Origin of the sequence: Streptomyces sp. NBC_01439, from assembly GCF_036227605.1 — a bacterium.
Taxonomy (GTDB): domain Bacteria; phylum Actinomycetota; class Actinomycetes; order Streptomycetales; family Streptomycetaceae; genus Streptomyces.
On record NZ_CP109487.1, the window covers coordinates 451,810 to 478,457 of the forward strand.

A 26,648-nucleotide genomic window follows, 5' to 3' on the forward strand; every position below is an offset into this window, starting at 1 on the left:
CTCGTCGCAGCCCTCCCTTCCCTCGCCCGAACCGAAGAGAGGCCGGCATGACCGCTCCGAAGCACAGAACCAGCCCCGACCGAGCAGCCCCCCGACCGTCCCGGCCGCCGCGGCCGCCCCGGCCAACCCGGCCAACCCAACCAACCCGGCCGTTCGTCCTATGGCGTGAGGTGCTCACCGCCTACGTCGCCCCCGCCCTGACGGCCGGTGCGGCCGGGGTCGTCACCGGGCAGCGGGACCTGGCCGTGGCCGCCTGCACCTCCATCGCCGGCACCTCCGCCGTGGTGGCGTTCCTCGTCGGCACCTGGCTGCGGCACGGCGGACGGCCCCGACGGTGGACCCTCACCACACCGCGCGGCGTCCTGACCGCCGCACTCCTCCTCACCGCCGTCGCCGTGGCGGCCCTGCTGGGGTGGTTCACCGCCCAGTGGCTACCCGCCCACACCCCGATCCCCGCCGCCCCCTGGCTGGAGCGCCTGCGCGTGGACCTGCCCGTTTCCGCAGCCCTCGCCACCACCATCGTCACCCTGCGCTGGCGCAGCACCACCACAGCGCGACCGGCATGACCCGCCCGGCGATACCCGTCGCCGGAACATCACCAAGGAATGAGCACACGATGATCGTTGTCATGGGAGCGACCGGAGCGACCGGGAACGCCCTGGTCCACAGCCTCCTCGCGCTCGGCGCACCTTTCCGCGCGCTGACCCGCACCCCGCACGCGCCGATCCCCGGCACGACCGGCGCGCACCAGCCGCCCGTCGAGGTCCGATACGCCGACGCCACCGACCCCCACTCCCTCCACACCGCCTTCGAGGGCGCCGGCCAACTCTTCCTCGCCATGGCCAACGGCCCCGCACAGGTGGAACTCGAAACCCGCGTCATCGACATCGCCGCCCACGCCGGCGTCGGACACATCGTCAAGATCTCCGCACCCGCCGCCGAACCCGACTCCCCCGTCGCCGTTTCCCGCGGGCACCACGCCGTCGAGGAACACCTGCGCACCCGTGGCCTCACCCACACCGTCCTGCGCCCCTACGCGTTCGCCCAGAACCTCCTGCGCCTGGCTCCCGCCGTTGCCCAGGGCGTCATCCTCGGCACTGCGGGCGACGCGCCCTTCAACTACGTCGACTGCCGCGACATCGGCGACGTCGCCGCCGCCGCCCTCACCCGGCCGGACATCGCCGGCGGCACCTACGCACTGACCGGACCCGAAGCCGTCTCGTACCCCGAACTCGCCTCGCGACTGACCTCCCTGACCGGCCGACAGGTCCGCTACGACGACCTCACCCCGGACGAACTGCGCGACCACCTCATCCGCCACGCCCACATGCCCGGCTGGCTCGCCGATCACGTCACGGAGATCCAGCAACTCGCCGTCACCCGGCCCGAAGTCCCCACCACCACCGTCAGTGACATATTGGGCCGCCCGCCCCGCACCCTCGACGCCTTCCTCCACGAGCACCGTTCCCACTTCCGTCGATAGGAGACCGGGGCGGAACCGGGACCGGAACCGGGACCGGGGCCCACCGAGGGCCGTTGAGTGGCCCGCGCCGCACGAAGGGCACGCTGCGCGAGGTCACCCGTGCCTTCGACGACCTCGGCGCGGTCGGCGTCGGCGTCACCACGACCGTACTCGGCCGCACCCTGGCCGATCCCCTGTTCCACCCCGTCTACGAGGAGCTCGACCGGCGTGGCGCCGTCCTGTACATCCACCCGTCCGGGGAGGGCGCCGCCAGCCCGCTGATCACCGAGCACGACATGACCTGGATGGTCGGGGCGCCGGTCGAGGACACGGTGGCGATCATGCACCTGATCCTCGCGGGCCTTCCGGCGCGCTATCCGCGGATGCGCATCCTGGCCTCGCACCTGGGCGGCGCCCTCCCCCTGCTGCCCCGCAGGCTCGACGACCATCTGGCCTTCGAGTCACCCCGGACCCCCGAACTCCCTTCGGTGGCCGTCGACCGCCTCTGGTACGACACGGTCAGCCACGTGCACGGACCGGCGCTGGTCGCCGCCGCCGCGTCCTTCGGAGCGGGTCGGCTCGTACTCGGCACGGACTTCCCGTACGAGGACGACGAGGTCTTCGTACGGTCCGTGAACTACGTCAGCGAGTCGGGACTCACCCAGGAGGAGGCCACGGCGATCCTCGACACGAACGCGGCTGACCTGCTGGGCCTCTCCGGGCTGTGACCCCTCGAAGACGGCCCGGACTCCCCGGGGGGACGCGATGGGGTGGCGGGTGAGTACGCGTACTCACCGGCTGAACGTCCGTCCCTCGCAACCCACTTCGGTGCCCCGGCGTCCCCCTACACGACGGACGGCTGCGATCACCTGGAGGGCACGTGGCGAAGAAGGACCGGACGACGGACGCGGCGAGGGAGAAGGACCGCGAAAAGTGGATGGCACGTTTCCAGGTGCGGTTGGCCATGCAGCCCGGTGTGGACCGGGCCGTCGTGCTCCAGGCGGTCAAGGAGGTCACGGCGCACTGCGCGGAGACGGGAGAGCACCCGCGGACCGCTTTCGGCGACCCGGACGCCCACGCCGTGCAGGCCGCCGCGCGGCTGGTCCCGGCGGACCGGGCGGCGCGCACGAGGCGGCACGACGCCGTGGTGAACGCGGTCGACTCCGTGCTCAAGAGGGCCGGCGACGTCGCCGGTCTGTGACCGGTCGAAACGACTCCCGGTCACGGTGGACGGCCGCCACGCGCGGCAGTCGGCCGGACGCGCAGGACGAGCAGGACGAGCCTTCGGCTCAGCCTCGGGCCGGCGCAGCTGCGGCCGCGGCCGGCGGCCGGTCGGTGTCGCCGTGCCAGGTGGGCCAGCCCAAAAGGTGGGGGCGTTCGGTGACCCAGGCGCGGGTGTCGGTGCCGATTTCGACGCTGATGAGGCCTTCGAGCAAGGTGTTGTAGCGTGCGACGAGGTCGCGGTGGGCGGGGTCGGCGGCGAGATTGCGCGTCTCGTGCGGGTCCTCGATCCGGTCGTAGAGGACGACGTCGTTCTGGGCGTACAGGGCCTCGGGGCTGGTGGGCCGGTTGGGGTTGAGCGGGGAGAAGTAGCGGCCGAAGGTGTAGCGGCCGTCGGTGTAGCCGCGCAGGAATCCGCGCTTGGTCCAGTCCGGGCGGAGGTCACCGGACTCGATCCGCCGGGGCGCATCGGGGTCGGCGAACTCGAACCAGAAGGAGGCGTCCAGGGCCGTGACCGACTCGACCGCGGTGAGGACGCCGTCACGGACGGTGCCACCGTCCAGGGCGGGGCTGAGGGAACGGCCTTTGAGCGCGGGATGGCGGGTGGCGGCCTTGGCCGGGTCGACGCCGGCGAACTCGAGCAGGGTCGGAGCGATGTCGACGGCGGAGGCGAGGGCCTCGATGCGCACGCCCTGGGGGAAGTCTGGATGGCTCAGGATGAACGGGACGTGGAAGTTCTCGTCGTAGACGAGGGCCCCCTTCTGGCGCAGGCCGTGGGCGCCGGCCATCTCTCCGTGGTCGGAGGTGAAGAGCACGACGGTGTGGTCGGCCTGCCCGGAGGCTTCCAGGGCGTCGAGGACGAGGTCGATGCTGCGGTCCACGTCGCGGATGGCGTTGAGGTAGAAGTTCAGGCCTTCGCGCCAGTGCTGGTCGTCGGCGACGGGGCCGAAGACGGTGTCGAGCATCCGTGCGTACTCGGCCACCGCCGGTGCCGCGCCGGACAGGTCGTCGTGCAGGCTGGCGGGCAAATCGAGGTCCCAGCGGTGCTGGTAGATCGGAATGTTGGCGGCCGCCTTGGCCACGACCGCGTGCGCGAGGCCGAACGGTAGTTGCACCTGGGACGAGCCGCCGTAGTCGAAGCTCATGATGTCGTGCGGGTTGACGAAGTTGACCGCCATGAACCAGGGCTGATCGGCTTCCACGGCCGGAGCCCGGTTGCGCAGCCAGCGCACGGCCTGGCCGGCGATGACCGGATCGAGTTTGAGCCCGGCCCAAGCACCGCCGTCGATGTCGCCCCAGTCGTTGAACTCGCTGAACCCGTAGGGCTCCAGCGCGTTCGTGGTGGGGCCGGGGTTCTGTGGGGTGAGGTAGGCGTTGGAGAGGTGCCACTTGCCCTGGTAGGTGCAGTAGTAGCCGGCCTCGCGGAGCATCGTGCCGAGGGTGCCCAGTCGGGGGTCGAGCGGGCGGACGTACGGCATGTTGTCGTTGTCGTAGATCTCGGTGAGCGGTAGGTGCTGCCCGGTGTAGATGACGGACCGGGCGGAGCTGCACATGGCCGAGGCCGTGTAGTACCGGTCGAAGGTGGCGCCCCGCTCCGCCATCCGCTCCCGGGCGGGCAGCGAGAAGCCCTGCGGACGGGGAATCACCGCGCGCTCCTCATCGGTGACGATCATCAGGATGTTCGGACGTCGTGTCATGGCCCTCAATCCCTCGCGGTGATGCGGGCGCCCGCCCGGCCATCACACCACCGAGCAAGGGCGCGTGGCGGTGCGTCCCGGGCAGAATCTAGATCTCCGGCCGGGTGAATCGGTCGACGACACGACCGCCCGGAGCCGTCCGGGTGAACCCGGACCGACGCCCGCGCGCGGTCCCCGAACTCCGTGGCTCTGCCCCCTCGCGGCGTGCAGACCTCAAGGCGATCCGGAATGGGACTATCTGCTCAATATCTCGAGTACCAGCGTGGTCGCGAAGTACAGGAGGAGCGAGCCTGCGACGATTATCGCAGCCGCTTGCACATTCCTGCGGTTGTCCTTGCTCTTGCTCTCGTAGTATCGCTGCCTGCGTTCATCCTGTTCGTCCATCCATCTTTGGCGATTCCACGCGATCGCGTCCGCCACGGCTTGCGGATCCGCCTGGTTGAAGTGGATGCCCTCCGCGTTGTACTGAGGTCCGTGCACATGCTGGCCCTGCTGATCGAAGTAGGGCCCAGGATCGTGCTGTCCGTACGACCCGTCAGACACCCAGGACGCCCGCGCCCCGGAGGAAGGCTCCGGCCACCTCGGCCAGTGCCCCGCCCATGGCGCGCACTCTGGTCAGTCGTTCTCGTGCGAGGCTCGTGCGGCCTGCCTGTAGGTCCGCGCCTGCTGCTTCCAGGTCTCCGGATACCTGGCGACGTGTGGGTTCGTCCAGTTCCAGTTCCTGGACCCTGCTCAGGGCGATTTGCAGCTCCCGGGCCAGGACCTGGAGGTCGATCTGGTCGATGTTGATGGTCTCCGCGTTGTCCTGGGGTCCGTTGACGTCGGCCTTCTCCATGTCCCAGGAACTGGGGCCCTCTTGTCCCCCGTAGGTCATGGCACAAGAGTGTAGTTGCCGCCCTATTTGGCCAAGTCCGAAAAGGTTCGCCGTAGGCTCACGGTCGTGAACGAGCAGATACAGAAGATCGTGGCGGAGCTGCCGAACCTGAAGAACGTCACCGGCGTGTGGGCGGCGGTCGACGACCGTTTCGCACAGGGGGACTCCGCCTTCCCCGCGGACCTCGGCATCGCTCTCGCCGGGACGTACGGCTCCGAGGGGCAACTGTGGCAGTACCGGAGCGTCTTCGATCGTGTGCTTCGGCTACTGGCCACCACCCCTGGTTTCGACAACGCCTCCCAGGCGCTGCGGCTGGTCTCCTCGGCCGAGGTCGCCGGAAGGAAGCTGGACCGCTACACGGCCTCGCTGCTGGCCTCCGGTCACGAGCCGGCGGACCTGGCCGTGGCGTTCTCCGGCCACGCTTCGGAGGAGCTCCGGGCCTGTCTGGTCCACGAACTGGTGCTCAGGGGCGTGGACATCGAGGCCACGCCGGGCATCGCGGGCTGGGCGACGTCGCCGCACTGGCACCATCACCCCCTGGGCTGGCTGCCGCTGACGCTGTCCGACGTGGAGGGATGTGCGGATCTGCCGAGCTACGGTACCGGTGGCAGTAGTCACTCGATGCCGTACGGGCCTCCGGACAGCCGCGAGCCGGCGGCGATCGCCGACGTGCGTGTCCCGTCGGTGGAGGAGACGACCGGGCCGGCCACTGCCACCGCGATGGCCAAGGCCGTGGCGAACTGGGCCGAGGAGTCCAACGGGCGCATCGAGGCGCGGGTCTTTGAGTTTGCGGAGCCGCTGGGCGTCGGGGCGGTACCGAAGGCACTCTTGGCGCTGGGGCTGAAGTGTCTGCACGGGGCAGGAAAGAAGGCCGCTCTGTCGGTCGACGTCCGTCCTCCGGCCCGGGCATGGCAGTTGCTCTTCGCCGCGGCGTCCACGGGAGGGGCCTACAACTCCGGCTCGTTCGGGGCGTACGGCCGCCTTGCGGCCTGGCAGTCCATGGCCGCGCTGTCCCGAAGTCCGCAAGGCGCCACGGCCGACGAAGTCGAAGCACGCGTGCGGGACTGCACCTGGCACGTCTTCGAGGCCGGGACGAAGTGGTTCGAGCAAGTGGCATGGGACATCGGTCTTGCCGCCCTCGCACCGGGGCATCGGCACTTGTCCGTGCTGGCCGCGACCGACACCGACTGACGTCCTGGCCACTGCCTTCAGGGTGTCCGCGGCGCGGCCCGCAGCCCGGATGCCGCACCGGAGCCGCGGAAGTCTCCCCGGTGCGGCACGCGGGCCGGTCAGCGCGGGCCCGGAGGATCCGAAAGAGACGGCCTAGCCGCGCAGCGGGTTCGGGAGGGGCAGGTAGCGGGCGTCCGCGCCATCCGCGCGGGTCCAGCGCAGCAGCAGGTTGGTCTTGCCCGGGAGGGTCGCGGAGGCGAGCAGTTCCGCGATCTCGGGGAGCCCGCTGGCCTCGTCGTAGTGCAGGAACTCCTCCCGTGCGGCCGGCCACAGGAGCGGCGAGACATCCGGGTACCGTCCGGACAGCGCGCCCGCGATCTCCAGCAGGTTGTTGACGACCAGGCAGTAGACCAGGCGCTGCCAGGCGTCCGCCCGCGGTAGGTCCGCCGGCAGCTTGACCCCTTCCGCGTCCCGGAAGAGGGCCTGCACCGGCAGGCCGTCCGCGTCCACGGCGACCAGGGTGTTCTGGAGGTGGGCCTCGAGCACGATGCCGTGCCGGGCGAACAGTTCCAGCACCGGCGGCACGACCTGGCGCAGGTACGCCCGCCACCAGCGGACCGGGTCGGTGGTCCCGGCCAGCGGGCTCCCGGGGTAGCCCTCGGCGAGCGCGGCGGCCAGCAGCGGCGTGGCCCCGGACAGGGTGTGCGCGTGCAGGCCGTCGCGGACCAGGACGGCGAGCTCCTCGAAGGCGAAGGCGGCGGTGCGGTAGCCGCGGTCCGGGAGCCAGGCCGCGGCCGATCCGGTCCGGTGCAGGGCGGCGAAACCGGCCTCGACGGCCGCATCGGTGCGGCGGAGCTTCAGCAGGTCGTGGCGCCACAGCCGGCGCACGTCGTTGGTGATCCGGACGTCGAGGCTGAACTTCACGAAGAGGTCGGCCGCCGGGTCCGGTACGTACAGGGTCCGGATCGAGGCGGTCGGCCAGGCCGGCCGCCGGGTCTCGCCGAGCCGCAACAGCCGCCCGTCGGCGAAGGCCTCGCGCACCGCGGGCCTCTCGCCGACCAGGTCGAGCTGCCAGGGGTGGGCGGGCAGCAGCCGGTACCCGGCGGGCGGGCGCGGCCCGTCGAGGGCGTCGGCAAGGGCGTCGATCGCGGCGGAGGCGGCCGGTCCGCCCTCCTCGGTGCTCTGGTCCTCGCGCAGCCCCAGGAAGACCAGCGGGCACCGGGCGTGGGCTTCGGGCGCGTACGGCAGCCAGCTCCCGGCCGGCGCCCCGCCGCGGGCCTTGGGGGCGGGGTGGTGGGGGTGGCCCATCACCAGGGACTGCTCGGAGAGGAGGTACGGGTCCGCCGGGGGTTCGGCGGTGGCCCGGGCGGCGAGCAGCGCGGCGATCGCGTCGCGGCTGTCGATGATCTCGACGGGGAGCTCGTCGTTGGGGACGCCGGTGAACCGGCCCAGTTCGTCGGAGACGAGTTTGGCCAGTTCGGTGTGGCTGAGCGGATGCCAGCCGTCCGCCGTGCGCAGTTCGGGGCGTTCGGGCCGGCGCCCCCCGCGCACCCGCAGCAGCCGCCCGCTGCCGCGCAGCCGGTGGACGCGCACATCTGTTCCCGCGCCCGCACCGGACCCCTCGGCGGGTACGGCCGCCTCTCTGAGCAGGCAGTTCAGGAGCGGGGCGGCGGCGTACGCGTCGGCGGCGGTGTTGAGGTCCACTGATTCCATTCGGTCCATCCGGTGCGCCGGAGGTTCGCAGGGCGTAACCACCAGTCGTGATCTTCGGTATCCGCAATCATTACTTGATCATCCCGTAAAGCGATATTCCGATGCCGGAGCCCCAGCATGCATCCTTCCCCCTCCCCGGCCGAAGAGGCCGTCGCCGCCGAACTGGCCGACGTACGCCCGTCACTCGGACCCTCGTACGTCGCCGCGCTCGGCGGTGCCCGAGCGGCCGTGCTGACCCGGCTGTGGCGGGCCCTGGCCTTCGAGCCCCTGCCCTGGGTCGTCGGCCGCGAGCACGCGCCCGACGGCCTGGCGCTGCTGCTGGCCGGGGGCGCCCGGCTGGAGGGCCCGCTGCCGGACCCGTACGCGACCGGGCCCTACGTGAGCGAGCTGCTGCTCGACGGCAAGCCCTACCGGCAGGCCGCGCGGCTGGTGACGGCCCTCGGAGTGCCGCACGGGGAGCAGTTCGCCGCCGAGCTGGACGGCTGTACGGCCTCCCTCGCGCTCTCCCGGGCGGGTCAGCCGCCCACCGGGAAGGACTCCGCCCCGCGGACCACGTGGGAATGGGAGCAGCGGGTGGTCGACGGGCATCCCTACCACCCGAACTGTCGTTCCCGGCCCGGTTTCTCGGTGGCCGAGCAGCTGGCGTACGCGCCCGAGCACCGGCCGGTGGTGGAACTCGGGCTGGTCGCCGTACGGGCCGAGGAGTGCCTGGTCACCGGCGACTGGCCCGCGGAGCTGCGGGACGCGGGGCGAATCCTGGTCCCGGTGCACCCCTGGCAGGCGGCGCACGTCCTGAAGCACGAGCGGGTGCGGCCCGGTTTCGCGGCGCATCCGCTGATGGCCCTGCGCACCCTGGCCCCCGCCGACGGCGGGGCGCACGTGAAGACCGCGCTGAGCGCCCGGCTCACTTCGTCCGTGCGGGACATCTCCGTCTACTCCATCGAGACGGCGGCGGCCGTCTCGGCCTTCGCCCAGGGCCTGTCCGAGCGGCTCGACGGCCGGCTGCACATCACCCGCACGCTGGGCGCCACGACCGCGCACAGTCCGGACCTGGCGGCCGTGCTGCGCGAGCCGCCGGAGGTGTACGCGGACGCCGCCGCCGGTGAGCGGGTGCTGCCGGTGGCGGCCCTGGCCTCCTTCGGCCCGGCGCGCTCGGCGGCCTGGCGGGCCGAGTTCGCCCGGCTCGCGCTCTCGGTGTGCCTGCGGGTGCTGGAGCTCGGGGTGGCCCTGGAGGCGCACGGCCAGAACCTCCTCGTCGTCCTCTCCCCCACCGGCGCCCCGCTGCGGCTGGTCTACCGCGATCTCGCCGACATCCGGATCAGCCCGGCCCGGCTGGCCCGGCACGGCCTGCCGGTGCCGCCCCTGTCCGGCAGGCTGGTCACCGACGACGTGACCGTGCTGCGGCGCAAGCTGTTCGGGTCCTTGTTGACGGGGGCGCTCGGGGCGACGGCGGGCTCGGCCGCGGCCTTCGCCGAGGCCCTCGCGGAGGTGGCCGCCCTACCTGCCACCGCGGACACCTCGGACACCGAGGCGCTGCTGACCGGGCCGCTGCCCACCAAGGCGCTCACCCGGATGCGGCTGAGTCCCGGGGTTCCGGGCGACCAGTGGGCGGAACTGCCCAATCCGCTGCTCGGAGGGTGAGCGGGAGCACTCGGTCGGTTTCCCCCCGGAGGGGCTCTGGAGGCTACTGTTCAGGGGCATGACAGAGACCTCGTACCTCAGCTCCGTACGGGCGTCCTACGACGCCGTCGCCGTCGACTACGCGCGGCTGCTCAGCACCGAACTGGCCGGAAAGCCGCTGGACCGGGCCATGTTGGCGGCCTTCGCCGAGTACGTGCGCGACGACGCGGGCGGCGGTGGCCGGGCGGTGGCCGACCTGGGCTGCGGTCCGGGCCGGGTGACCGCGCACCTGGCCGGTCTGGGCCTTCGGGCCTTCGGCGTCGACCTGTCCCCGGCGATGGTTGCGGTGGCCCGCCGGACGTATCCGGGGCTGCGCTTCGAGGTGGCGTCGATGGCCGCCCTGGACGTGGCCGACGGGGTCCTCGGCGGGGTGCTGGCCTGGTACTCCACCGTGCACACCCCGCCCTCCCAGCTGCCCGGGCTGTTCGCGGAGTTCGCCCGGGTGCTGGCGCCGGGCGGCCATTTCCTGATCGCCTTCAAGGCGGGCGACGAGCTGATCCGGCTGGAGCACGCGTACGGGCATCCGGTCGACCTCGACGTGTACCGGACCCCGCCCGAGCAGGTCGCCGGTCTGCTGGGCGGGGCCGGGCTGACCGAGGTGGCCCGGCTGGTTCGCGAGGCGGGCCCCGGTGAGACGTCCCCCCAGGGCTTCCTGCTGGCGCGCAAGGGGTAGGCCAGCCGGGGTCCCGCCGCCGGGGCAGCTGCGCGGGTGCCGTTGACTGCCGCCGTGGACATGGACGACGCGGTGGCAAGGGGAGCGGAAACGGGGGCGGGGCGAGAGCGGCGGGCTCGTCCTGCGGCGTTTCCGGGACGGCGACTCGGTGGAGGAGCTGACCGCCCTGCTCCACCGGGCCTACGCGGACCACGCCGCCGCCGGACGGGTCTTCTTCGCCTCGTACCAGTCGCCCCGGGACACCCGCCACCGGCTGGGCAAGGGCGAGCGCTGGGTCGCGACGGAGGACGGGGCGCTGATCGGCACGGTCACCGTGTCCGCCCCGCATCGAGACGCCCGGGAGCCAGTGCTGTGACCGGGTCCCCGGTGAGGTCCGGGAAGCGCTCCAGCAGGGCCGTTCAGGGGGCACCCCGGTGCGTGTGGGACCCGCCTGCACGGCTATCGGCCCGGGCGGTGGCAGGAAGGAGGTATGAGCCTCCATCGCCGCCAAGTCCTGGGCAGCGCGGCCGCGGCCGTCCTCGCCACCGTCGGAGCGGCGGCCCGGACCCCGGACTACGGGGCGCTGGCGCGCGGCGTGGACGGGCGCGTGGTGCTCCCCGGGGACCGGGACTACCCGGAGGCCCGCCGGCTGTTCCAGCCCCGGTACGACACCGTCGCTCCGGCCGCGGTGGCCTATCCCGCGCACGCCGGGGACGTGGCCGTCTGCCTGGACTTCGCCCGCCGCTCGGCCGCGCCCGTGGTCCCGCGCGGCGGCGGGCACAGCTACGCCGGCTGGTCCACGCGATCCGCCGGGCTGGTGGTCGACACCGGGGCCATGGCCGCGGTGTCGGTCGACGGCGACGGCGGGGAAGGCGGGCAAGGCGGGCAAGGCGGCGTACGGATCGGCGCCGGGGCCCGGCTCGGGGACGTGCACGCGGCCCTCGCCCCGCACGGCAGGTCCGTCCCGACCGGGCTGTGCCCCTCCGTCGGCATCGCCGGACTCACCCTCGGCGGCGGCCTGGGCCTGGCTTCGCGGGCGTACGGGACCACCTCCGACCGGCTCACCGGGGCCCGGGTGGTCACCCCCGACGGGATCGTCCGCGAGGTTTCCGCCGACCGGGATCCGGAGCTCTTCTGGGCGCTGCGCGGCGGTGGCGGCGGAAACTTCGGCGTGGTCACCGAGTTCCGCTTGCGCACGCACCCGGTCGACGCGTGCGCCTTCGCCGAACTCCGCTGGCCCGGCGGTGACTCCGCGGCCGTGCTGCGCGGCTGGCAGCGCTGGCTGGCCGGGCTGCCGGACCCGTTCTGGAGCCAGGTGGAGTTCACCGTCGAGGCGGGTGCCGGAGCCGGGGTACCACCGGCGGTACGGGTGGTGTGCCTCGACGGGCGTCACGAGCTGGAGCGGCAGTTGACCCGGCTGTCCGACCTGGTCGGCGGGGCACCGCGGGACAGCTGGATCACCGTACGCAGCCACGAGGACACCGTCCGGGTCATGTCCGGCTGCTCGGAGCTGGGCCCGGCGCAGTGCCGGCTGCCGGGCACCCTGCCGGGCCGGGACCCGCAAGGGCGGCTCGGCCGCGACTCGTACGCCGCACGGTCCGACTTCTGGGCGGGCGGCGGACTGCCGGACGCGGCGATCGGCGCGGTGCTGGACGCCGTGCGGCGGTACGGGGCGAGCGTGCCCGGGGGCGGCCTGGGCGTGGTCCAGTTCGACGGGGTCTGCGGCGGCGCGGTGAACCGCGTCCCGGCCGGCTCCACCGCCTTCGTCCACCGCGACAGCGCCTTCCTCGCCCAGTACCTCGCCTACTGGCCCGAATCCGCAGCGGCGGCCGAGGTCGCCCGGCACCAGGGCTGGCTGGACGGGCTCTGGCAGGACCTGCGCCCCTGGGCGAGCGGCCGCGCGTACCAGAACTACACCGACCCGAAGCTCACGGGCTGGCGCGAGGCCTACTACGGCCCGAACCTCGCGCGCCTGCAGCAGGTCCGGCGTGTCTACGACCCGGACCGGCTCTTCCGTTTCCCCCAGGCCCTTTAGGGAGTGTCCGGCATGCGACGTACGTTGACGATGGCCGTGGTGGCGGCCGCCCTGCTGGTGTCGGGGGGGCCGCTGCCCGTGGCCGAGGCCGGAGGCGTCGCCGCCCCGGTGGCCGTGGGCCGCTGGTCGGCGCGCGAGGCGCAGTCCTTCTGGAGCGCCGAACGAATGGCCTCCGCAGCACCGTTGCCGCCCGTACCGCCCGCACGCGTGGATCCCGCGCCGCCCGCGGTGCCCGAACGCCCGGAGCCGGCCGAACCGATCGGAGGGGCCGAACCGGCCGAACCGGTCGAGGCGGTCGAGGCGGTCGAGGCGGTCGAGGCGGTCGAGGCGGTCCCGATCGCCACGCCGACCCCCGCCGCGACAGGGCTCCCGCTGCCCACCACGACACCCGCGCCGGCTTCCGCTCCCCCTCCCGTCCCCACTCCTCCCGCCGTTCCCGTGCCCGTGCCCGCCCGCGCGCCAACGGCTCCGGCTCCGCTTCCCGCCCCGGCACGCCCGGCCGTTCCGCGGCTGCCGGCCCTCACCACCGGCATCGGGCAGAACTTCGACGGCATCCCGGTCACCGGCCGGATGTTCCTCGTCAAGGCCGGTGGGACCTACTTCTGCACCGCCAGCGTGGTCTCCTCCCCCGGCCGCAACCTGGTGCTCACCGCGGCGCACTGCCTGCTCGGCTCCGACACCCAGCAGGTGGCCTTCGTACCGCAGTACACCCGGGCGAAGCCGCAGCCGTACGGCCTGTTCCCGGTCCTGCGGGACGCGGACGGGCGCTCCAAGATCTGGATCGACCCGCGCTACCGCTCCCAGGGCGTCGACCGCGCAGCAGCCCTCGACGCGGCCTTCGCCCAGGTGGGTCCGAACGCCCGCGGCTTCTCGGTGGAGGACGTGGTGGGCGGGAACCGGCTGCGGACCGGGGCCGGTTACGCGCACGCACGGGTCACGTTGATCGGCTACCCGGCCTCGGCCGCCCGGCCGCGGGTGTGCGTCAACCGGACGACGAAGTTCACCAGTGCCGACGCGCGGATCCCGGGATCGTTCCTGCGGATCGACTGCACCGGCTATCCCGGCGGGACCAGCGGCGGCCCGTTCCTGACCCGCTACGACGCGCGCACGGGGACCGGTGACGTGGTGGGGGTCATCGGCGGCTGGAAGACCGGCGGGGACAAGGTCGACACCTCGTACAGCTCCTACTTCGGCGCGGACATCAGGAAGTTGTACGAGAAGGCGGTAGCCGGGGCGAAGGCGCGGCGGTGAGCACCCTTGCCCGGCGGGTCCGGCGCGGGTTGCCGACCGTGCGCGGGGTCGCGACGGGCCCGTCGCCGTTCAGCGCGTCGGCGGGCGCGAGGCCGAGCCGGCGGCGCAGGTCGGCGAGGGCCGCATGGACGGGCGCGAGGACCACCTCGGCGCCCGGGTCGAGGGACGCGAGGGCGTGCGCGGTGGTCTCGATCGCCTCCGCGGCGTCCTCGGCGGCGGCCCGGCTCCATCCACCGGGCGCGCCGGTACCCCAGGGGGCGATGGTGTCGTAGAGGTGGCAGGCGGCATCGGCCACGGCGTCGGCCCGTTCACCGACGCCCGGCGCCGCGATGGTCGGCAGTTCCATGCCGGGTCAACGAGCCGATGCCGCCCTGGGTGCGTACGGACGGGTGCCGAAGGACCGGGGACTACCGCGCGGACGCGGCCCGGCGGATCCGCCGGGCGACGGCGTGCGAGGCGGCGGTGGCCGCGCCCGCGAGGGCTAGGCCCGAGACGACGTCGCGCGGCCGTGTGGGCCGCAGGACCCCGGCCCGGCGCAGTCGGCCGCGCGCCCACAGGGTGAAGGGCACCACGAGCAGTGGTGAGGTGACCACGCCGGGGGTGTAGCCGCGGGTGGCGACGGCCTGGGCGACGTGCACGAGGCCGTGTAGGCCGAAGCCGTTCAGCGAGGTCTGGTAGAAGGCGGAGCGCCCGCCGGTGCGGTACCCGTCGGCCGAAGCGGCAGCGACGATGAGTCCCATCACGGCGACCGCGGTGGCGAACTCGCGGCCGTTCACCGCTTCCATGCTCCGCCAGACCCGGTCGGGGACGCCGGGGTGGCGCTCGCGCAGGGCGGGGACCCGGGTCCGGGACCAGCGCGCCACGGTGGCCACTTCTTCGAGGTCATGCACGGCCCAGGCGGCGAACAGTCCTAAGGTGACGGCGCTCGGCGATATCGGGGGGCGGGAAGCGTCAGCGTTCATACGGCCACAGTCTGCAGCCACAGGGGCAGCAACAGAAGCGACACGAGCGAACTCTTGATCACGATCGACGCGGAGAGGTCGACGCCGACGTCGTAGCGCTGGGCGAAGATGAACAGGTTCTGCGGGGTCGGCATCGCCGCGATCAGGACGAGGTACGCGAGCCACTCGCCCCGCACACCGACGAGCAGCCCGCAGACCGCCCAGGTCAGCAGCGGGAACACCAGGCACTTGAAGCCTACGAGGGCGAGTTCTTCGCGCGTGGTGCCCCGCAGCTGGAGGCCGAGGCCGCCCAGGTGGAGGCCCAGGGCGAACAGGGCCACCGGGGAGGCGCTGTCCCCGACGAACGCGGCGCCGTCCAAGGCGACGGCCGGGACCCGGACCGAGAGCAGGTTGAGCAGGATCCCCGCGTTGCAGGCGAGGACCAACGGGGTCGCGAGCGAGGCGCCGACGGCGCGGGAGAGACGGCGCCCCGGGCCGCCCGCCGTCGGGCCCGCACGGCCCAGTTCCATGAGGGCGATGACGACCAAGGACAGTACGCAGACCTGGAACAGCAGGATCGGGAAGATCGGCGCCGCCGTCCCGAACACGGTGATGAAGACGGGGACGGCGAAGTAGGCGGTGTTCACCTGCACTCCCGCCATCACCCGCAGCGCCACGTCGCTGGGCTCGCGCAGGCCGTGGGCGACCGCCGCCACGGCCACCGCCACCACGGCGAGGGCCGCGGCCCCCGCATAGCCGCCGATCGCCCGCCAGTTGAACAGGGCCCCGAGATCGCTGGCGTAGATGTTGCCGAAGAGGTAACAGGGGACGGCGAAGAGGAAGGCGTAGTCGGAGAAGACCTTCGAAGCCTCGGCCGGAACGATCTTCCGGCGGGCGAGCAGCACGCCGCCGCCGAACGCCAGCAGCACCGGCACCAGTTTCTCCAACGCGGCAGCGCCACCCATGCCCGTATCCCCCATGATCGACAGGCGAGCAGCCTAGCCCCACCCGCCTTCCGGCCCTCCGGCACATAGGCTGGCCCGATCATGAGCGACGAACCCCGTAACCGGCTGCGCAGCCGCACCCGCGCAGGCATCCGTTCCTCCTCGGCGGCCGGCGCCCGGGTGCCCGGCGCGCTGGCGCGGCTGGCCGTCGTGCTGCGCACGCCGGCCGGGGCGGCGCAGCCCCTGTTCGCGCAGGCACCCGGGCGGTGGCAGCGGGCGCTGCCGTTCGTCGTCGTCGGCATCTTCGTCGTCACCCTGCTGCCGGTGACGATCGCGGTGCTGTCCGACGACTACGGGGTCGGCGGCGGTTGGGCGGGCGCGCTGGCCGTGGCGCAGACCGTGCCGCTGCTCCTCGCGCTGACCCGGCCGGTGCACGCCTGGCTCGTCGTACTGATCGCCGACACCGTCGCCGCGGTGCTGCTGATCGGCGCCGACGAGGTGGCCGGGCATTCCTGGCCGTGGCCGCCGATGACCATCGTCGGCTACCTGGTGCTGATGGCCTGCCTGGGACTGCGCGAGTCCGTCCGGACCCTGGTCGGGGTGTGGCTGGTGACCGGCGTCGTCGGTACCGTCCTGGGCTTCTCCCCGCCCGCGGGCGTGACGAACACCGCCGCCCTGCTCTTCGTGCTCAGCGGCGTCATGCTGGTCCTGACGGGCGCGCTGCGCGGGGTCGGTGACGCGCAGCAGCGGGTCGCCGAGCAGGAGAGCATCAGCGAGGCGGAGCGGTCCCGGCGGACCTTGCTGGAGGAACGGGCCCGGATCGCGCGCGAGTTGCACGACGTGGTGGCCCACCACATGTCGGTGATCACCGTGCAGGCCGATTCGGCGCCGTACCGGGTCCCCGGCATGTCGGAGCCCGTACGGGAGGAGTTCGCGGCGATCGCGGCGAGCGCGCGGGAGTCGTTGGGCGAGATGCGGCGGCTGCTGACCGTGCTGCGCGGCGACGGCGCGGGCGGGGCGGACGGCGCCGACGGCGAGCGGGCCCCGCAGCCGGGCATCGACCGGCTCCAGCAGTTGGTGGAGGCGACCGTACGGGCCGGGCAGCCGGTGGAACTGTCGCTGGCGGCCGGGGTGGCCGGGGCCGCGCCACCGGCGGTGGACCTGTCGGCGTACCGGATCGTGCAGGAGGCCCTGGCCAATGTGGTGCGGCACGCGCCCGGCGCTCCCACCCGGGTCTCGGTGACGGTGGACGAGGACGAGGTCCTGGTGCTCGTGGTCAACGGTCCGGCGCGGGACGCCGTGGTGGAGCTGGAGGGTTCGGGCACGGGGCACGGTCTGGTGGGGATGCGCGAGCGCGTACGGTTGACCGGCGGGACGCTCGACACGGGCCCGCTGGCCGACGGCGGCTTCCGGGTCGCCGCCCGGTTGCCCTTGAACGATCCGACCGAGGACCCCAGTTGACCATTCGCGTGATCATCGTCGACGACCAGGCCATGGTGCGGGCCGGGTTCGCCGCCCTGCTGTCGGCACAGGCCGACATCGACGTGGTGGGCGAGGCGCCCGACGGGCGGCAGGGGGTGCGGCTGTCCCGTTCCACGCACCCCGATGTGGTGCTGATGGACGTGCGGATGCCGGAGATGGACGGGCTCACGGCGGCCCGGGAGATCCTCGATCCCCCGCCCGGGGTGGTGCACCGGCCGAGGGTGCTGATGCTGACCACCTTCGACATCGACGACTACGTGTACGAGGCGCTGCGCGCGGGGGCCTCCGGGTTCCTGCTCAAGGACGCCCCGCCGGCCGATCTGATCGCCGCGGTCCGGGTGGTCGCCTCGGGCGAGGCGCTGCTGGCGCCTTCGGTGACGCGGCGGCTGATCGCGGACTTCGTCCAGCAGCGCCCGGCGCCGCGCAAGGACCCGGCGCTGCGGCTGAAGGGGCTCACCCCGCGCGAGACCGAGGTGTTGGAGCTCATCGCGCGGGGGCTGTCGAACCAGGAGATCGCGGGGCACCTGGTACTGGCGGAGCAGACGGTGAAGACGCACATCGGGCGGGTGCTGGCCAAGCTCGACCTGCGGGACCGGGCGCAGGCCGTGATCTTCGCGTACGAGGCGGGGCTGGTGCGGCCGGGCGACTCCGGCTGAGTCCGCCGGCACCGCCGCCGCAGGGCGCCCGTGCTCTTCCGGTCCGTCATGCGTGCGCACGGGCCGGTGTGGTGCCCGAGGGCCGAGCCAGGCATCGCAGGCACGGGACCTCGGAGCGTCCTGTCGGTCGGGGCGGATCGACGCCCGGTGCGTGCGTCGCGGGCACCGCGAGCCCGGCGGGGCACCCGCGAGGACGTGTCCGCGAGGTAGCGCCGGCCGCCCCGGGGGGGGCGGGCCCCGCGGTGTCTGGGGCCGTGCATCTCCCCCGGCTACCGCTGGGAGGACCCGGACAGAGTCTGGGGGATGCGGTGCAGTGCCAGGTGTCGCGGGGCGGGCGGGACTTGGCGGACACAGCCTACGGCAGGCCGGCCAGGGTCTCGCAGCCGGTGGCGAAGTCGGTTCCGCCTTCGCCGTCGCAGGCGTCCGGGCCGTCCGGGCCGGCGGGGCCCCCGGAGAGGAAGTCGCCGGCGGGGCCCGCCTTGAGGGTGTCGACGCCCTCGCCGCCGTCGAGGAAGTCGGCGCCCCCCGCCGTTCCCGCGCTCGCCGTGCCGGTGAGGTCGACGTTGTCGCCGAAGACGCGGTCGTTCCCGGCGCCGCCGCTGATGGTGTCGTTGCCCGCGGCGGTGCGGCGCGCATCGGCCGGGCCGCTGTCTCCGACGAGGAACTCGTCGGAGGCTCCGCCGATGATCCGGTCGTTCCCGGCGCCGATCGCGCGACCCCCCGCCGGGTTGGTGACGGTGTGGTCGCCGATCGCCGAGACCCCGCCGTCGGCGCCCAGGTCCAGCAGGTCGTTGCCGCCGCTGCCGATCGCGTTCCGTGCGGCCTCGCTGTCCCCCGTCATGGTCTCGGACCCGGGCCCTCCGAGCAGTACGTCGCTCCCGGCGCCCGTGGCGTTGCCGGCGGACGCACCGGAGTCACCGAGCAGGGCGTCGTCGCCGGGGCCGCCGTCGATCCGGTCGGCTCCGCCGCCCACCGCGTTCAGTCCTCTGCTGTCCCCCGTCAGCCGGTCGTTGCCGGGGCCGCCGATGAGCTGGTCGTTTCCGCCGCCCTCGGCGTTGCCGCCGGGGGCGTAGCTGTCGCCGGTGAACTGGTCGTCCCCGTCGCCTCCGAGCAGGCGGTCGTTGCCGCCGCCCGTGGCGTCGCCGGTCGGGCTGAAGCTGTCGCCGCGCAGCTGGTCGGCGCCCGCGGAGCCGTCGATCTGGTCGTTGCCGAGTCCGCCGATGAGGACGTCGTCACCCGCCAGCCCGCAGATCAGGTCGTCGCCGCCCTGGCCGTGGATCGTGTCCGGGCCCGGAGTGCCGACGATCACGTCGTTGCCCGGGGTCCCGTCGGTGGTCGCGCCGGGGGTGGTGACGACGAGGGTGGCGGGTACGCCGAAGCAGGTCACCGCCCGTGCGCTGACGTTCCCGGTCCCGAGGAGGACGAGGGATCCGGCGGCCAGGGCGCAGGCGAAGCCGGCGGCGGCCGCCCGGCGGGGGCGAGGTCCCGGTCCGGACTCCCGCTGATGTTCCCAGTGGGGCATCGTCTGCACTCCCTTGGCCGCAATTAGTCGGACTATCGCCATAACTAGCCGCGGCGCGGGCCTCGGCGACGCCGACACACTGACGGGCTCGGGCAGACGGCTGACGGGGATCGCACCCGTGGAGCAACGGCGAGCCGTGCCGGGCACCGGGCACGACAGGGGCGGGGCCGGGCAACGCCGGAGCGAGCGGTCGGACCCATCAGCGGGCCGGGAAAGGACTCCGTCTCCTCCACCCCCTACCGGGGTATGACATCCGACTTGGCTCCCTGGTCGGACGTGGACGCGGATACCCCCTACCTACCTTCCCCCTCGTCACGAGGAGAGGAGAAGGGGCATGCGCCGCTTCGGAAGGACGCTGGTCACGGCCGCACTGGCGGTGGCCCTCGTCGGGGGGACCGCCGGGTGGGCTTCGGGCGACAGCCAGGCAGCGGTCACCGGACCGCCGCCCGGCACCGCCGCCTGGCGGGCCGACCTGGTGTCCGGCCGGGCGCTGCCCGATCCGGCGACCGCCGCGCCGGGCGAGGTGGCCGCCTTCTTCGCCGGGCTGGACGACACCGCGCGGCGGCAGTTGCTGCGGTCGCACCCGCTGGTGGTGGGCAATCTGGATGGGGCGCCGCTCCCCCTGCGGTACGAGGCCAACCGGATCGCCGTGGCGGCCACGGGTGAGGCGCGCTACGCCTCCCTCGCCGCGCCGGAACGGCAGATCCTGGCCTTCGACCCGCGCGGCCGGGGGCAGGTGGCCGAGGTGTTCGGGGACTTGGAGCATGCGGAGCACGTCTCGGTGATCGTGCCGGGTTCGGACAACGACGCCGCCAGCTACGACGCCCAGCGCAAGCCCCACACCGGCCCGGCCGGGATGGCCCGAGCGCTGCGCGAGGCGACCGGGTCCGTGTCCAGGTCCGGGTCCGGGTCCGGGTCCGGAACCGGGGCCGGGACCGGGGCCGCGGCCGGGACCGGCGGGGCCACCGCCGTCATCGCGTGGATCGGTTACACCACCCCGGTCGGTGTCGGCCTGGACGCGGCCGACGGCCGCCTCGCCCGGGCCGGAGCGGCCCGACTGGCCCGGTTCACGGCGGGACTCGACGCGGTCGGCGCGCCCGACCCGGTGCTGTTCTGCCACAGCTACGGCTCGGTGGTGTGCGGGCTCGCGGCCCGGCACACCGACGCCGCCGACATCGTGGCCTTCGGTTCTCCCGGGATGCGCGCCGACACCGCGGCCGGCCTCGGCAGCGGGGCCCGCGTCTGGGCGGCCCGGGGGCCGTCCGACTGGATCGCCGACGTCCCGAACGTCGAGTTCGCGGGGATCGGCCACGGCGCCGACCCCACGTCCGCGGCCTTCGGCGCGCGCCGGGTACCGGCGGGCGACGTAGTGGGCCACACCGGCTACTTCGTGCCCGGCACCCAGTCCCTGGCGGCCTTCGCCGCCATCGCGAAGGGAGCGGCCCGATGAGCGCCCGCGCCACCCTGGCCCCGCTGCGGAAGGCCGCCGCACGGATCGACGGCCGGACCCCCGCCCACCGCGACCGGGCGATCGACGGGCTGCGCGCCCTGGCGCTGCTGGCCGTACCCACCGGCCACTGGCTCCTCGGCGGCTTCACCCTCGACTCCGACGGCGGCCTGCACAACGCCAGCCCGCTGTCCGCGGTCGGCGGCCTGGCCCCGGCCAGCTGGGTGCTCCAGATGCTGGGCATCTTCTTCCTCGTCGGCGGGTACGCCTCGGCGCTCTCCTTCGGGCGCCGCACCGGGTCGGCGGGCGCCTGGCTGAAGGGCCGCATCGTGCGGCTGGGGCGGCCGGTGCTCGGGGTGACCGCGGTGTGGGCGCTGGCCGCGCCCGTGCTGTACGCGGCCGGGGTACCGGAGGCATCGCTGCGGACCGGGGCCACGCTGGTGGTCCAACCGCTGTGGTTCGTCGGGGTGTACGTGGTGGTCACCGCGCTGACCCCGTACTGCGTGCGGGCGGCGCGGCGCCTCGGCGGCTGGGCGGCCGCCCCGCTGCTCGGCTCGGTCGCCGTGGTGGACTTCCTGCGCTACGGACCGCTCGCCGAGTCCGTACCGTCGTGGCTCGCCCTGGTGAACGTGCTGCCCGGCTGGCTGTTCGCGTACCAGCTGGGCGTCTCCTGGGGCGAGCGGCGGATCGGGCGGCGCGGGGCCTGGCTGCTGCTGGCAGGCGGGACGCTGCTGTTCGCCGCGCTGCTGGCGGTCTTCCACTATCCGGCGTCGATGGTGGGCGTACCGGGTGCGGCACGCACCAACTCGCACCCGCCGTCGCTCCTGGTGCTGGCCCTGGCCTCGGCGCAGTCGGGCGCGGCGATCCTGCTGCGCGACCGGCTGGCGAAGCTGCTGGAGCGGCCCGCCCTGTGGGCCCCGGTGGTCGTGATCAACCTGTCAGCGATGACGATCTTGTGCTGGCACCAGACGGCGATGCTGGCCGCGGCCGTGCCCGGTTCGTTCGTGGGTGACCTGGCCGGGCTCACGACGGCGCCGGACAGCCTGGGTTGGGTCGCGGCGCGGTTGGCGTGGATGCCGGTGTTCGCATCGCTGTTCGTCGTGATCGCCCGCTCCGCGAGGCGGTTCGAGGCGCCGCCCCAGGAGGGAGGCCGGGCGAGCGCGCTGCGCCGTACCGTGGCCGGGCTGCTGGCGGCGGGGTTCGCGGCGTTCGCACTGGGCCTCGCCTGACCGGGGTCCCGATGGATCCCCGATACGACGAGAGCGCCGCTCCCCCGGGGGAGCGGCGCTCTCGTCACGTACGGGCGCTCCGCGTCAGGCGATCGAGGCGGCGACGATCGCGGCCACGGCGAGGTTGCAGGCGGCCGAGACCCAGACCGCCGGGTGGGGCTCCGGGTCGACGACGATGGCGCCGAGCTTGCCGGGGGTCACCAGGTCGAGCACGAGGAAGGCCACCGCCATCAGGATCAGGCCGAGCACGCCGAACGCCGCGGTGGACAGCAGGCCCTTGCCGAAGTCCGCGTACGTCGTCCAGATCGAGGTGAAGACGATGCCGCCGATGCCGAGGAGCGCGGAACTGAGGAAGAGGGCCGCGTTGCGGTTGCGCTCCTCCCAGATCTGCTTGGGGAGCTTCCCGGGCGTCAGCACGTCCACGAGGACGATGCCGAGGATCAGCAGCACCAGGCCGAGGGCGCCGTAGGCGCTGGTGCGGCCAAGTCCGTTGATGATGTCGCTCATTGAGAAGCCTGTCTCCGCGTGGATGGGAAAGTATGTGCCGTGGGGAGGCCGAATCTATCGCACGGCCCTGGCGCGGACCATGGGGAGGTCAGCGAATGGTAAAGGTCAGGGCCGCGCGGCCCGCCGAGGCGGCGGACCTGACCGGGCTGGTGATGCGGTCCAAGGCGCACTGGGGGTACGACGCCGACTTCCTGGCCGCGTGCGCGCCGGAACTGCGGATCCGGCCCGACGACGTGACGGCCCGCCGTGTGGTCGTGGCCGAAAACGGGCGGGGAGAGGTGCTCGGGATCGCCTCGCTGGAGGGGGCTCCCCCGCGGGCGGCGCTCGGGCTGCTCTTCGTGGAGCCGTCCGCCATCGGGCAGGGCGTGGGTCGGCTGCTGTACCGGGACGCGCTGCGGCGGGCCGTGGACCTGGGGGTGCGCCGGCTGACGATCGACTCCGATCCGCACGCGGCCGGGTTCTACCGGGCGATGGGGGCGGTGGCCACGGCCGCACCGGACGGGGGACCCGGTGGTCCGGCCCTGGTCCGGTTCGAGGCGGCTCCCGTCCCGCTCGCCGATTGGGCGCGGACCTGGACCGGTGGCGGGCGGGCCGTGCACCTGGGCAACGTCGGCGAGTTCAACGCGCAGTTCGCCGATGCCACCGTGGATCCGGAGCAGCGGCCCGCGCACCACTACGCGTGCCTCGCCGCCTTCTACAGTCCCTACCCGGCCGCGCTGGTGCTGCCGCGGCCGGTGCCACGGGGCTGGACCGAGCTGGTCTGCCGCCAGCTGGGCTGGACCGGGGTCGAGGTGTACGACGGCCTGTTGGACGCGGATCCCGGCCTCGCCGATGCCGTACGGGACCGGCCGGCGCTGGCCGCGCTGCTCACCGGGGCCGGGCTGCCCCTCGTACCCTGGGGGCGCACCCGGCCGTTCGGACGGCTGGCGGGCCGGCCGTGGCGGCCCGGGGAACTGCGCTACGAATCGAAGTCCGCGGCGCACGCCCTCTTCGGGCGGATCCTGGCGGACGGCGGGCATCCGGGAATCGTGCTCCCCCGGCAGTGGCGGGCAGACGGGCGGTGGACGGCGGCCCGGATGCTGGCGGCCAGGACCAGGGCGGGCGAGAGCACCGTTTTGAAATCGGAGCACGGTGTCGGGGGTTCGGGCACCACGGTGGTCACCCCCGAGCGGGTCCGTGCCGCGGGCGGGGCGCGGGCCGTGCTGCGGCGTTTGCCGCGCGGGCCGTTGCTGGTGGAGGAGTACGTCGGCGGTCCGGCGGCCGGGGCCGACGGGGGGCCTCGGGACCTGACGTACGACGGCTTCGTGGATGACGCGGGCCGCGCGCACGAGGTGGGCGGGGCGGTGATGGACGTGGCGGACGGCTGCTACCGGGGCGCCACCGTGGGTCCCGGGGTGGTGCCCGAGTGGGCGGAGAGCTCCCTCACCGCCTTCGGCGCGGCGGTGGGCCGGGAGCTGGCGGAATCCGGCTACCGGGGCTGGTTCGACGTGGACTTCGTCGCCGACGGGGCGGGGCGGCTCGCGCCGACCGAGACGAACCTGCGGCTGACCGGGCCGTCCATCGCCTTCATGGTGGCGGCCCGGCTCGACGCGCTGCGGGGCTCGGGGCACCTCGTACGGATCGTCGACCGGGTGGAACTGGGTGCGCGGCTGCCCGAGGCCCTGCTGGACGAGTGGTGCGCGGACCTGGCCCGGGGCTGCGCGGAGCTCGGGGCGGTGTTCGTCCCCGCGATCCCGACCGCCGCCTTCGAACCGGCGCCCTGGCTGGGTGTGCTGGTGGCCGCGCACAGCAGGGAGGTGCTGGACGCGGCCGAGGCGCTGGTACGGGCCGAGGCCCTCGCGGTCGGGGCGATGTTCGGCCCGCCGTAGCCGGCGGGCGCGCGGCCGACCGGCGGGCCGGTGGTCCGCCGCGGTGTTCCGGTCAGCGATCGGGCCGGTCGTCCGCGGGGTCGTGGAAGTCGAAGGGGTCGGCCGGTTTGCTGACGACGTAGGCGGCGACGATGACGCCCGCGATCATCAGCGGGATGTTGAAGGCGTAGACCAGCGCGGCCTGGCGCGGCCAGTCCTGTTTGGCGGCCAGTCGGTAGAAGTTGTCCTGCGGCCACCAGGACAACAGCAGGTAGGACACGGCGAGATGGGCGGCCGCGGTGAGGGAGGGACCACGGCGTTGACGCAGCATCCGGGCACGGCCGCCGAACAGGAACACCACCCCGACCCCGAAGGCGACGCACTCGAACAGGTACAGCACGAAGAACAGGAACGCCCAGGGCTGCGGCACCCCGGTGAGGTCGGTCGATCCGGGCCAGAGGAGGTTCGTCAAGATCAGCGCGACGAGCCCCAGCGCTGCTCCTCCGCAGCCGGCCGCGCAGCCGGCCGAGGCCTCGCCCTGGGGCGCTGCGGCCCCGTACTTGCCGGACTTGCCCCCGGGCTTCTGGGCCGCCGCGGGCAGGATGGGCAGCGGCAGGGCGTCCCGGTCCTCCTGACCCGCCGTGGTGCGGGGCAGGGCGCGCAGCCGGATCACGGTGCGCGGGCACTCCTCCCGGAGCACCTTGCCCGCCAGGTGGTCGCGCAGTTCCTCGATGTCCGGGAACGGGGCCCTGGCGGGTACGGTCGGCCCGCCGGGCGGCGGGGCCACGTACGCGACGAGCCGGCGCGGGCCGCGGGGGCCGTCGACCCCCTTCAGGATGGCCGCGCCAATGCCCTCGTGGCTGCGGATGGCGGACTCGACGGGGTACGGGTCGATCATGCGGCCGCCAGGCAGGGTGATCCGGTCCCGGAGCCGGCCGCGGTACTCCAACAACCCGTCCTCGCGGAGCAGGCCCATGTCGCCGGTGGGTACCGCGTCGGCGCCGTCCGGCGGGACGAGGCGGATCTCCCCGTCGTGCACCTCGGCCCGGAAGCCCGGGAACGCGGTGCCGAGCAGGGATATCTCCTCCGGGTCGTCCAACGGACGTGGCAGCTGGGGAAGTTCGAACCAGGTGCCGATGCCGGCGCACTCCGCGGGGCCGTAGACGTTGAGCACCCGCGCGCCGGGGCGCAGCCGGACCTGCAGGGTCGCCTGCTCGTCGAGGTAGAGCCGGTCGCCCGAGACGGCGAGCAGTCGCAGGGACCTGCAGGCCGGGTCGGCACCGCGGTGGGCGGCCGGGGCGAGCGTTCCCCGTTCGGCCTCGTGGACCAGCAGTCGGGCGGCGCCGGCCGGGTCGGTGTGCAGCACGGTGACGCGGTCGGTCTCGACGGCCGTGCGGATGTCCCCGGGCTGCCAGGCGGAACGCGGGGAGAGCACGAGGGCGCCGCCCGAACACAGGGCCCGGGTCCAACCCGCGGCGAAGGCGGTGACGCCCGTACCGACCGTGAACAGGTGCCGGTCCTGCGGGGTCGGCCGGGCCACCTCGGCCCAGGCCTCGTGGGCGGCGAGGAGCAGCCCGTGGCCCACGGGGACCGCGCGCGGCTCGACCGCCCCGCTGGACAGGACCGCGGCGGTGCGACCGGGCGGCGGGGCGACCGCACCGGGAAGCCGGTCCTCGGGCGAATGCCCGGGCCGGTCCGCAGGTCCGTTCGCGGCCCCGTCCGCAGGCCCGTCCGCAGGCCCGTCCGCGGACTGTTCGGTGCGCGGCCCGCCGATCGCCGCGGGCTCCGCGTCGAGCCGGATCACCCGGGGGCCGCCACCGTTGTCGAGTGCGGCCTGCTGGGCGGCATCGGTGAGCAGGACGAGGGGCTCGGCCGCGGCGAGTTGCCGGCGGCCGGAGCGCGGGCTCTCCACGTCGATGACGGCGTAGGACCCGCCGGCCTTGAGGACGGCGAGGAGGGCGACGACCAGTTCGCTCTGCCGGGCGGTGCCCACGGCGACGAGTGCGCCGGGCGGCAGGCCGGAGTCGAGCAGACGGTGCGCCAGCCGGTCGGCCCGCGCGTCCAGTTCCCCGTAGGTGAGGCCGTCCGGGCCGGCGATGAGCGCGCGGGCTCCGGGAGTGTCCCGGGCCCACTGCTCGAAGCGGTGCAGGACGGTGTCGGTGGTTCGTTTGCCGAAGCGTACGGACTCGGATCCCTGCGTCATGGACCGATGATGCCACCGGCCACCGACATCGGACGGGGGTCGTCACAATCGTTCGTGCGCACGGGAGTTGGCGCCCCGTGCGGGCGATCCCGGACGGACCCTTGACCTGAAGTTT

At 73.9% G+C, this 26,648-nt stretch carries 24 protein-coding genes; 15 read left to right on the top strand and 9 right to left on the bottom strand.

Going from position 1 to position 26,648, the window contains the following annotated elements:
• The first annotated feature begins 170 nt into the window (after positions 1-170).
• The 4 genes from OG207_RS02150 (at position 171) to OG207_RS02165 (ending at position 2,663) form a co-directional block, all read left to right on the top strand.
• The gene (locus OG207_RS02150) at positions 171-566 is read left to right on the top strand and encodes a hypothetical protein (protein ID WP_329095324.1); all 396 of its coding nucleotides are present in this window, start codon (positions 171-173) and stop codon (positions 564-566) included.
• Positions 567-616: 50 nt separating this feature from the next.
• Positions 617-1,483: an NmrA family NAD(P)-binding protein gene (locus OG207_RS02155; protein WP_329095325.1), complete on the top strand. Its 867-nt coding sequence runs from the start codon at positions 617-619 to the stop codon at positions 1,481-1,483.
• Between the two features lie 53 nt (positions 1,484-1,536).
• Positions 1,537-2,190: an amidohydrolase family protein gene (locus tag OG207_RS02160; protein WP_329095327.1), complete on the top strand. Its 654-nt coding sequence runs from the start codon at positions 1,537-1,539 to the stop codon at positions 2,188-2,190.
• 152 nt (positions 2,191-2,342) lie between these two features.
• Positions 2,343-2,663 carry a hypothetical protein gene (locus OG207_RS02165; protein WP_329095332.1) on the top strand — a complete coding sequence of 107 codons (321 nt, stop codon included), beginning with the start codon at positions 2,343-2,345 and terminating at the stop codon, positions 2,661-2,663.
• An 88-nt stretch (positions 2,664-2,751) separates the two neighbouring features.
• On the opposite strand, the gene OG207_RS02170 is transcribed toward OG207_RS02165, so the two are convergent.
• Complete coding sequence (locus OG207_RS02170) at positions 2,752-4,380, bottom strand: sulfatase-like hydrolase/transferase (RefSeq protein ID WP_329095334.1); 1,629 nt, start codon at positions 4,378-4,380, stop codon at positions 2,752-2,754.
• A gap of 535 nt (positions 4,381-4,915) precedes the next feature.
• A complete protein-coding gene (locus tag OG207_RS02175) occupies positions 4,916-5,254 on the bottom strand; it encodes a hypothetical protein (RefSeq protein WP_329095336.1) in 339 nt (112 codons plus the stop codon).
• A gap of 66 nt (positions 5,255-5,320) precedes the next feature.
• Between OG207_RS02175 and OG207_RS02180 the strand changes: the two genes are divergently transcribed.
• On the top strand, positions 5,321-6,445 hold the full coding sequence (locus tag OG207_RS02180; RefSeq protein ID WP_329095337.1) for a DUF6183 family protein: 1,125 nt from the start codon (positions 5,321-5,323) through the stop codon (positions 6,443-6,445).
• 132 nt (positions 6,446-6,577) lie between these two features.
• Here OG207_RS02180 and OG207_RS02185 read toward each other — a convergent pair whose 3' ends face one another.
• Complete coding sequence (locus OG207_RS02185) at positions 6,578-8,146, bottom strand: IucA/IucC family protein (protein WP_329095338.1); 1,569 nt, start codon at positions 8,144-8,146, stop codon at positions 6,578-6,580.
• A gap of 108 nt (positions 8,147-8,254) precedes the next feature.
• Here OG207_RS02185 and OG207_RS02190 point away from each other — a divergent pair, with 108 nt between their 5' ends.
• The 5 genes from OG207_RS02190 to OG207_RS02210 all read left to right on the top strand — a co-directional run bounded on the left by OG207_RS02190 (position 8,255) and on the right by OG207_RS02210 (position 13,755).
• Positions 8,255-9,778: an IucA/IucC family siderophore biosynthesis protein gene (locus tag OG207_RS02190; protein ID WP_329095340.1), complete on the top strand. Its 1,524-nt coding sequence runs from the start codon at positions 8,255-8,257 to the stop codon at positions 9,776-9,778.
• Positions 9,779-9,836: 58 nt separating this feature from the next.
• Positions 9,837-10,490, top strand: a complete 654-nt coding sequence (locus OG207_RS02195; protein ID WP_329095342.1) for a class I SAM-dependent DNA methyltransferase — start codon at positions 9,837-9,839, stop codon at positions 10,488-10,490.
• A 148-nt stretch (positions 10,491-10,638) separates the two neighbouring features.
• Positions 10,639-10,845, top strand: coding sequence for a hypothetical protein (locus OG207_RS02200; protein WP_329095344.1), 207 nt, complete (start codon positions 10,639-10,641; stop codon positions 10,843-10,845).
• Positions 10,846-10,959: 114 nt separating this feature from the next.
• Positions 10,960-12,504 (top strand): FAD-binding oxidoreductase, encoded by a 1,545-nt coding sequence (locus OG207_RS02205; protein WP_329095346.1) that lies wholly within the window; start codon positions 10,960-10,962, stop codon positions 12,502-12,504.
• A 12-nt stretch (positions 12,505-12,516) separates the two neighbouring features.
• Positions 12,517-13,755, top strand: a complete 1,239-nt coding sequence (locus OG207_RS02210) for a trypsin-like serine peptidase (RefSeq protein WP_329095348.1) — start codon at positions 12,517-12,519, stop codon at positions 13,753-13,755.
• Here the strand turns inward: OG207_RS02210 and OG207_RS02215 are convergent.
• From OG207_RS02215 to OG207_RS02225, 3 genes are all read right to left on the bottom strand, one after another.
• Complete coding sequence (locus OG207_RS02215) at positions 13,706-14,101, bottom strand: hypothetical protein (protein WP_329095349.1); 396 nt, start codon at positions 14,099-14,101, stop codon at positions 13,706-13,708. The genes OG207_RS02210 and OG207_RS02215 overlap by 50 nt on opposite strands.
• A 61-nt stretch (positions 14,102-14,162) precedes the next feature.
• A complete protein-coding gene (locus OG207_RS02220; protein WP_329095351.1) occupies positions 14,163-14,717 on the bottom strand; it encodes an HXXEE domain-containing protein in 555 nt (184 codons plus the stop codon).
• Complete coding sequence (locus OG207_RS02225) at positions 14,714-15,661, bottom strand: AEC family transporter (RefSeq protein ID WP_329095353.1); 948 nt, start codon at positions 15,659-15,661, stop codon at positions 14,714-14,716. Before OG207_RS02225 ends, OG207_RS02220 begins: the two co-directional genes overlap by 4 nt.
• Before the next feature lie 81 nt (positions 15,662-15,742).
• Between OG207_RS02225 and OG207_RS02230 the strand changes: the two genes are divergently transcribed.
• Positions 15,743-17,101 carry a sensor histidine kinase gene (locus tag OG207_RS02230; protein WP_329095355.1) on the top strand — a complete coding sequence of 453 codons (1,359 nt, stop codon included), beginning with the start codon at positions 15,743-15,745 and terminating at the stop codon, positions 17,099-17,101.
• Complete coding sequence (locus OG207_RS02235) at positions 17,098-17,778, top strand: response regulator transcription factor (RefSeq protein WP_329095357.1); 681 nt, start codon at positions 17,098-17,100, stop codon at positions 17,776-17,778. The genes OG207_RS02230 and OG207_RS02235 overlap by 4 nt, the downstream gene beginning before the upstream one ends.
• A 355-nt stretch (positions 17,779-18,133) precedes the next feature.
• On the opposite strand, the gene OG207_RS02240 is transcribed toward OG207_RS02235, so the two are convergent.
• On the bottom strand, positions 18,134-19,300 hold the full coding sequence (locus OG207_RS02240; RefSeq protein ID WP_329095358.1) for a calcium-binding protein: 1,167 nt from the start codon (positions 19,298-19,300) through the stop codon (positions 18,134-18,136).
• 334 nt (positions 19,301-19,634) lie between these two features.
• Here OG207_RS02240 and OG207_RS02245 point away from each other — a divergent pair, with 334 nt between their 5' ends.
• Positions 19,635-20,750 carry an alpha/beta hydrolase gene (locus OG207_RS02245; RefSeq protein ID WP_329095359.1) on the top strand — a complete coding sequence of 372 codons (1,116 nt, stop codon included), beginning with the start codon at positions 19,635-19,637 and terminating at the stop codon, positions 20,748-20,750.
• Positions 20,747-21,976: an acyltransferase family protein gene (locus OG207_RS02250; protein ID WP_329095362.1), complete on the top strand. Its 1,230-nt coding sequence runs from the start codon at positions 20,747-20,749 to the stop codon at positions 21,974-21,976. The genes OG207_RS02245 and OG207_RS02250 overlap by 4 nt, the downstream gene beginning before the upstream one ends.
• An 84-nt stretch (positions 21,977-22,060) precedes the next feature.
• Here the strand turns inward: OG207_RS02250 and OG207_RS02255 are convergent, their stop codons facing one another.
• Positions 22,061-22,483 carry a DUF350 domain-containing protein gene (locus OG207_RS02255; RefSeq protein ID WP_030717969.1) on the bottom strand — a complete coding sequence of 141 codons (423 nt, stop codon included), beginning with the start codon at positions 22,481-22,483 and terminating at the stop codon, positions 22,061-22,063.
• Between the two features lie 95 nt (positions 22,484-22,578).
• Here OG207_RS02255 and OG207_RS02260 point away from each other — a divergent pair, with 95 nt between their 5' ends.
• Positions 22,579-24,351: a GNAT family N-acetyltransferase gene (locus OG207_RS02260; protein ID WP_329095363.1), complete on the top strand. Its 1,773-nt coding sequence runs from the start codon at positions 22,579-22,581 to the stop codon at positions 24,349-24,351.
• A gap of 52 nt (positions 24,352-24,403) precedes the next feature.
• On the opposite strand, the gene OG207_RS02265 is transcribed toward OG207_RS02260, so the two are convergent.
• A complete protein-coding gene (locus OG207_RS02265; protein WP_329095364.1) occupies positions 24,404-26,533 on the bottom strand; it encodes an AMP-binding protein in 2,130 nt (709 codons plus the stop codon).
• Between the last annotated feature and the right edge of the window lie 115 nt (positions 26,534-26,648).

Bases quoted from the DNA above. Each gene is read 5' to 3' on its own strand.
- OG207_RS02155 (WP_329095325.1), top strand. From the start codon at position 617: ATGATCGTTGTCATGGGAGCGACCGGAGCGACCGGGAACGCCCTGGTC.
- OG207_RS02170 (WP_329095334.1), bottom strand. From the start codon at position 4,380: ATGACACGACGTCCGAACATCCTGATGATCGTCACCGATGAGGAGCGC.
- OG207_RS02175 (WP_329095336.1), bottom strand. From the start codon at position 5,254: ATGACCTACGGGGGACAAGAGGGCCCCAGTTCCTGGGACATGGAGAAG.
- OG207_RS02185 (WP_329095338.1), bottom strand. From the start codon at position 8,146: ATGGACCGAATGGAATCAGTGGACCTCAACACCGCCGCCGACGCGTAC.
- OG207_RS02190 (WP_329095340.1), top strand. From the start codon at position 8,255: ATGCATCCTTCCCCCTCCCCGGCCGAAGAGGCCGTCGCCGCCGAACTG.
- OG207_RS02195 (WP_329095342.1), top strand. From the start codon at position 9,837: ATGACAGAGACCTCGTACCTCAGCTCCGTACGGGCGTCCTACGACGCC.
- OG207_RS02205 (WP_329095346.1), top strand. From the start codon at position 10,960: ATGAGCCTCCATCGCCGCCAAGTCCTGGGCAGCGCGGCCGCGGCCGTC.
- OG207_RS02210 (WP_329095348.1), top strand. From the start codon at position 12,517: ATGCGACGTACGTTGACGATGGCCGTGGTGGCGGCCGCCCTGCTGGTG.
- OG207_RS02215 (WP_329095349.1), bottom strand. From the start codon at position 14,101: ATGGAACTGCCGACCATCGCGGCGCCGGGCGTCGGTGAACGGGCCGAC.
- OG207_RS02220 (WP_329095351.1), bottom strand. From the start codon at position 14,717: ATGAACGCTGACGCTTCCCGCCCCCCGATATCGCCGAGCGCCGTCACC.
- OG207_RS02225 (WP_329095353.1), bottom strand. From the start codon at position 15,661: ATGGGTGGCGCTGCCGCGTTGGAGAAACTGGTGCCGGTGCTGCTGGCG.
- OG207_RS02230 (WP_329095355.1), top strand. From the start codon at position 15,743: ATGAGCGACGAACCCCGTAACCGGCTGCGCAGCCGCACCCGCGCAGGC.
- OG207_RS02240 (WP_329095358.1), bottom strand. From the start codon at position 19,300: ATGCCCCACTGGGAACATCAGCGGGAGTCCGGACCGGGACCTCGCCCC.
- OG207_RS02245 (WP_329095359.1), top strand. From the start codon at position 19,635: ATGCGCCGCTTCGGAAGGACGCTGGTCACGGCCGCACTGGCGGTGGCC.
- OG207_RS02250 (WP_329095362.1), top strand. From the start codon at position 20,747: ATGAGCGCCCGCGCCACCCTGGCCCCGCTGCGGAAGGCCGCCGCACGG.
- OG207_RS02255 (WP_030717969.1), bottom strand. From the start codon at position 22,483: ATGAGCGACATCATCAACGGACTTGGCCGCACCAGCGCCTACGGCGCC.
- OG207_RS02260 (WP_329095363.1), top strand. From the start codon at position 22,579: ATGGTAAAGGTCAGGGCCGCGCGGCCCGCCGAGGCGGCGGACCTGACC.
- OG207_RS02265 (WP_329095364.1), bottom strand. From the start codon at position 26,533: ATGACGCAGGGATCCGAGTCCGTACGCTTCGGCAAACGAACCACCGAC.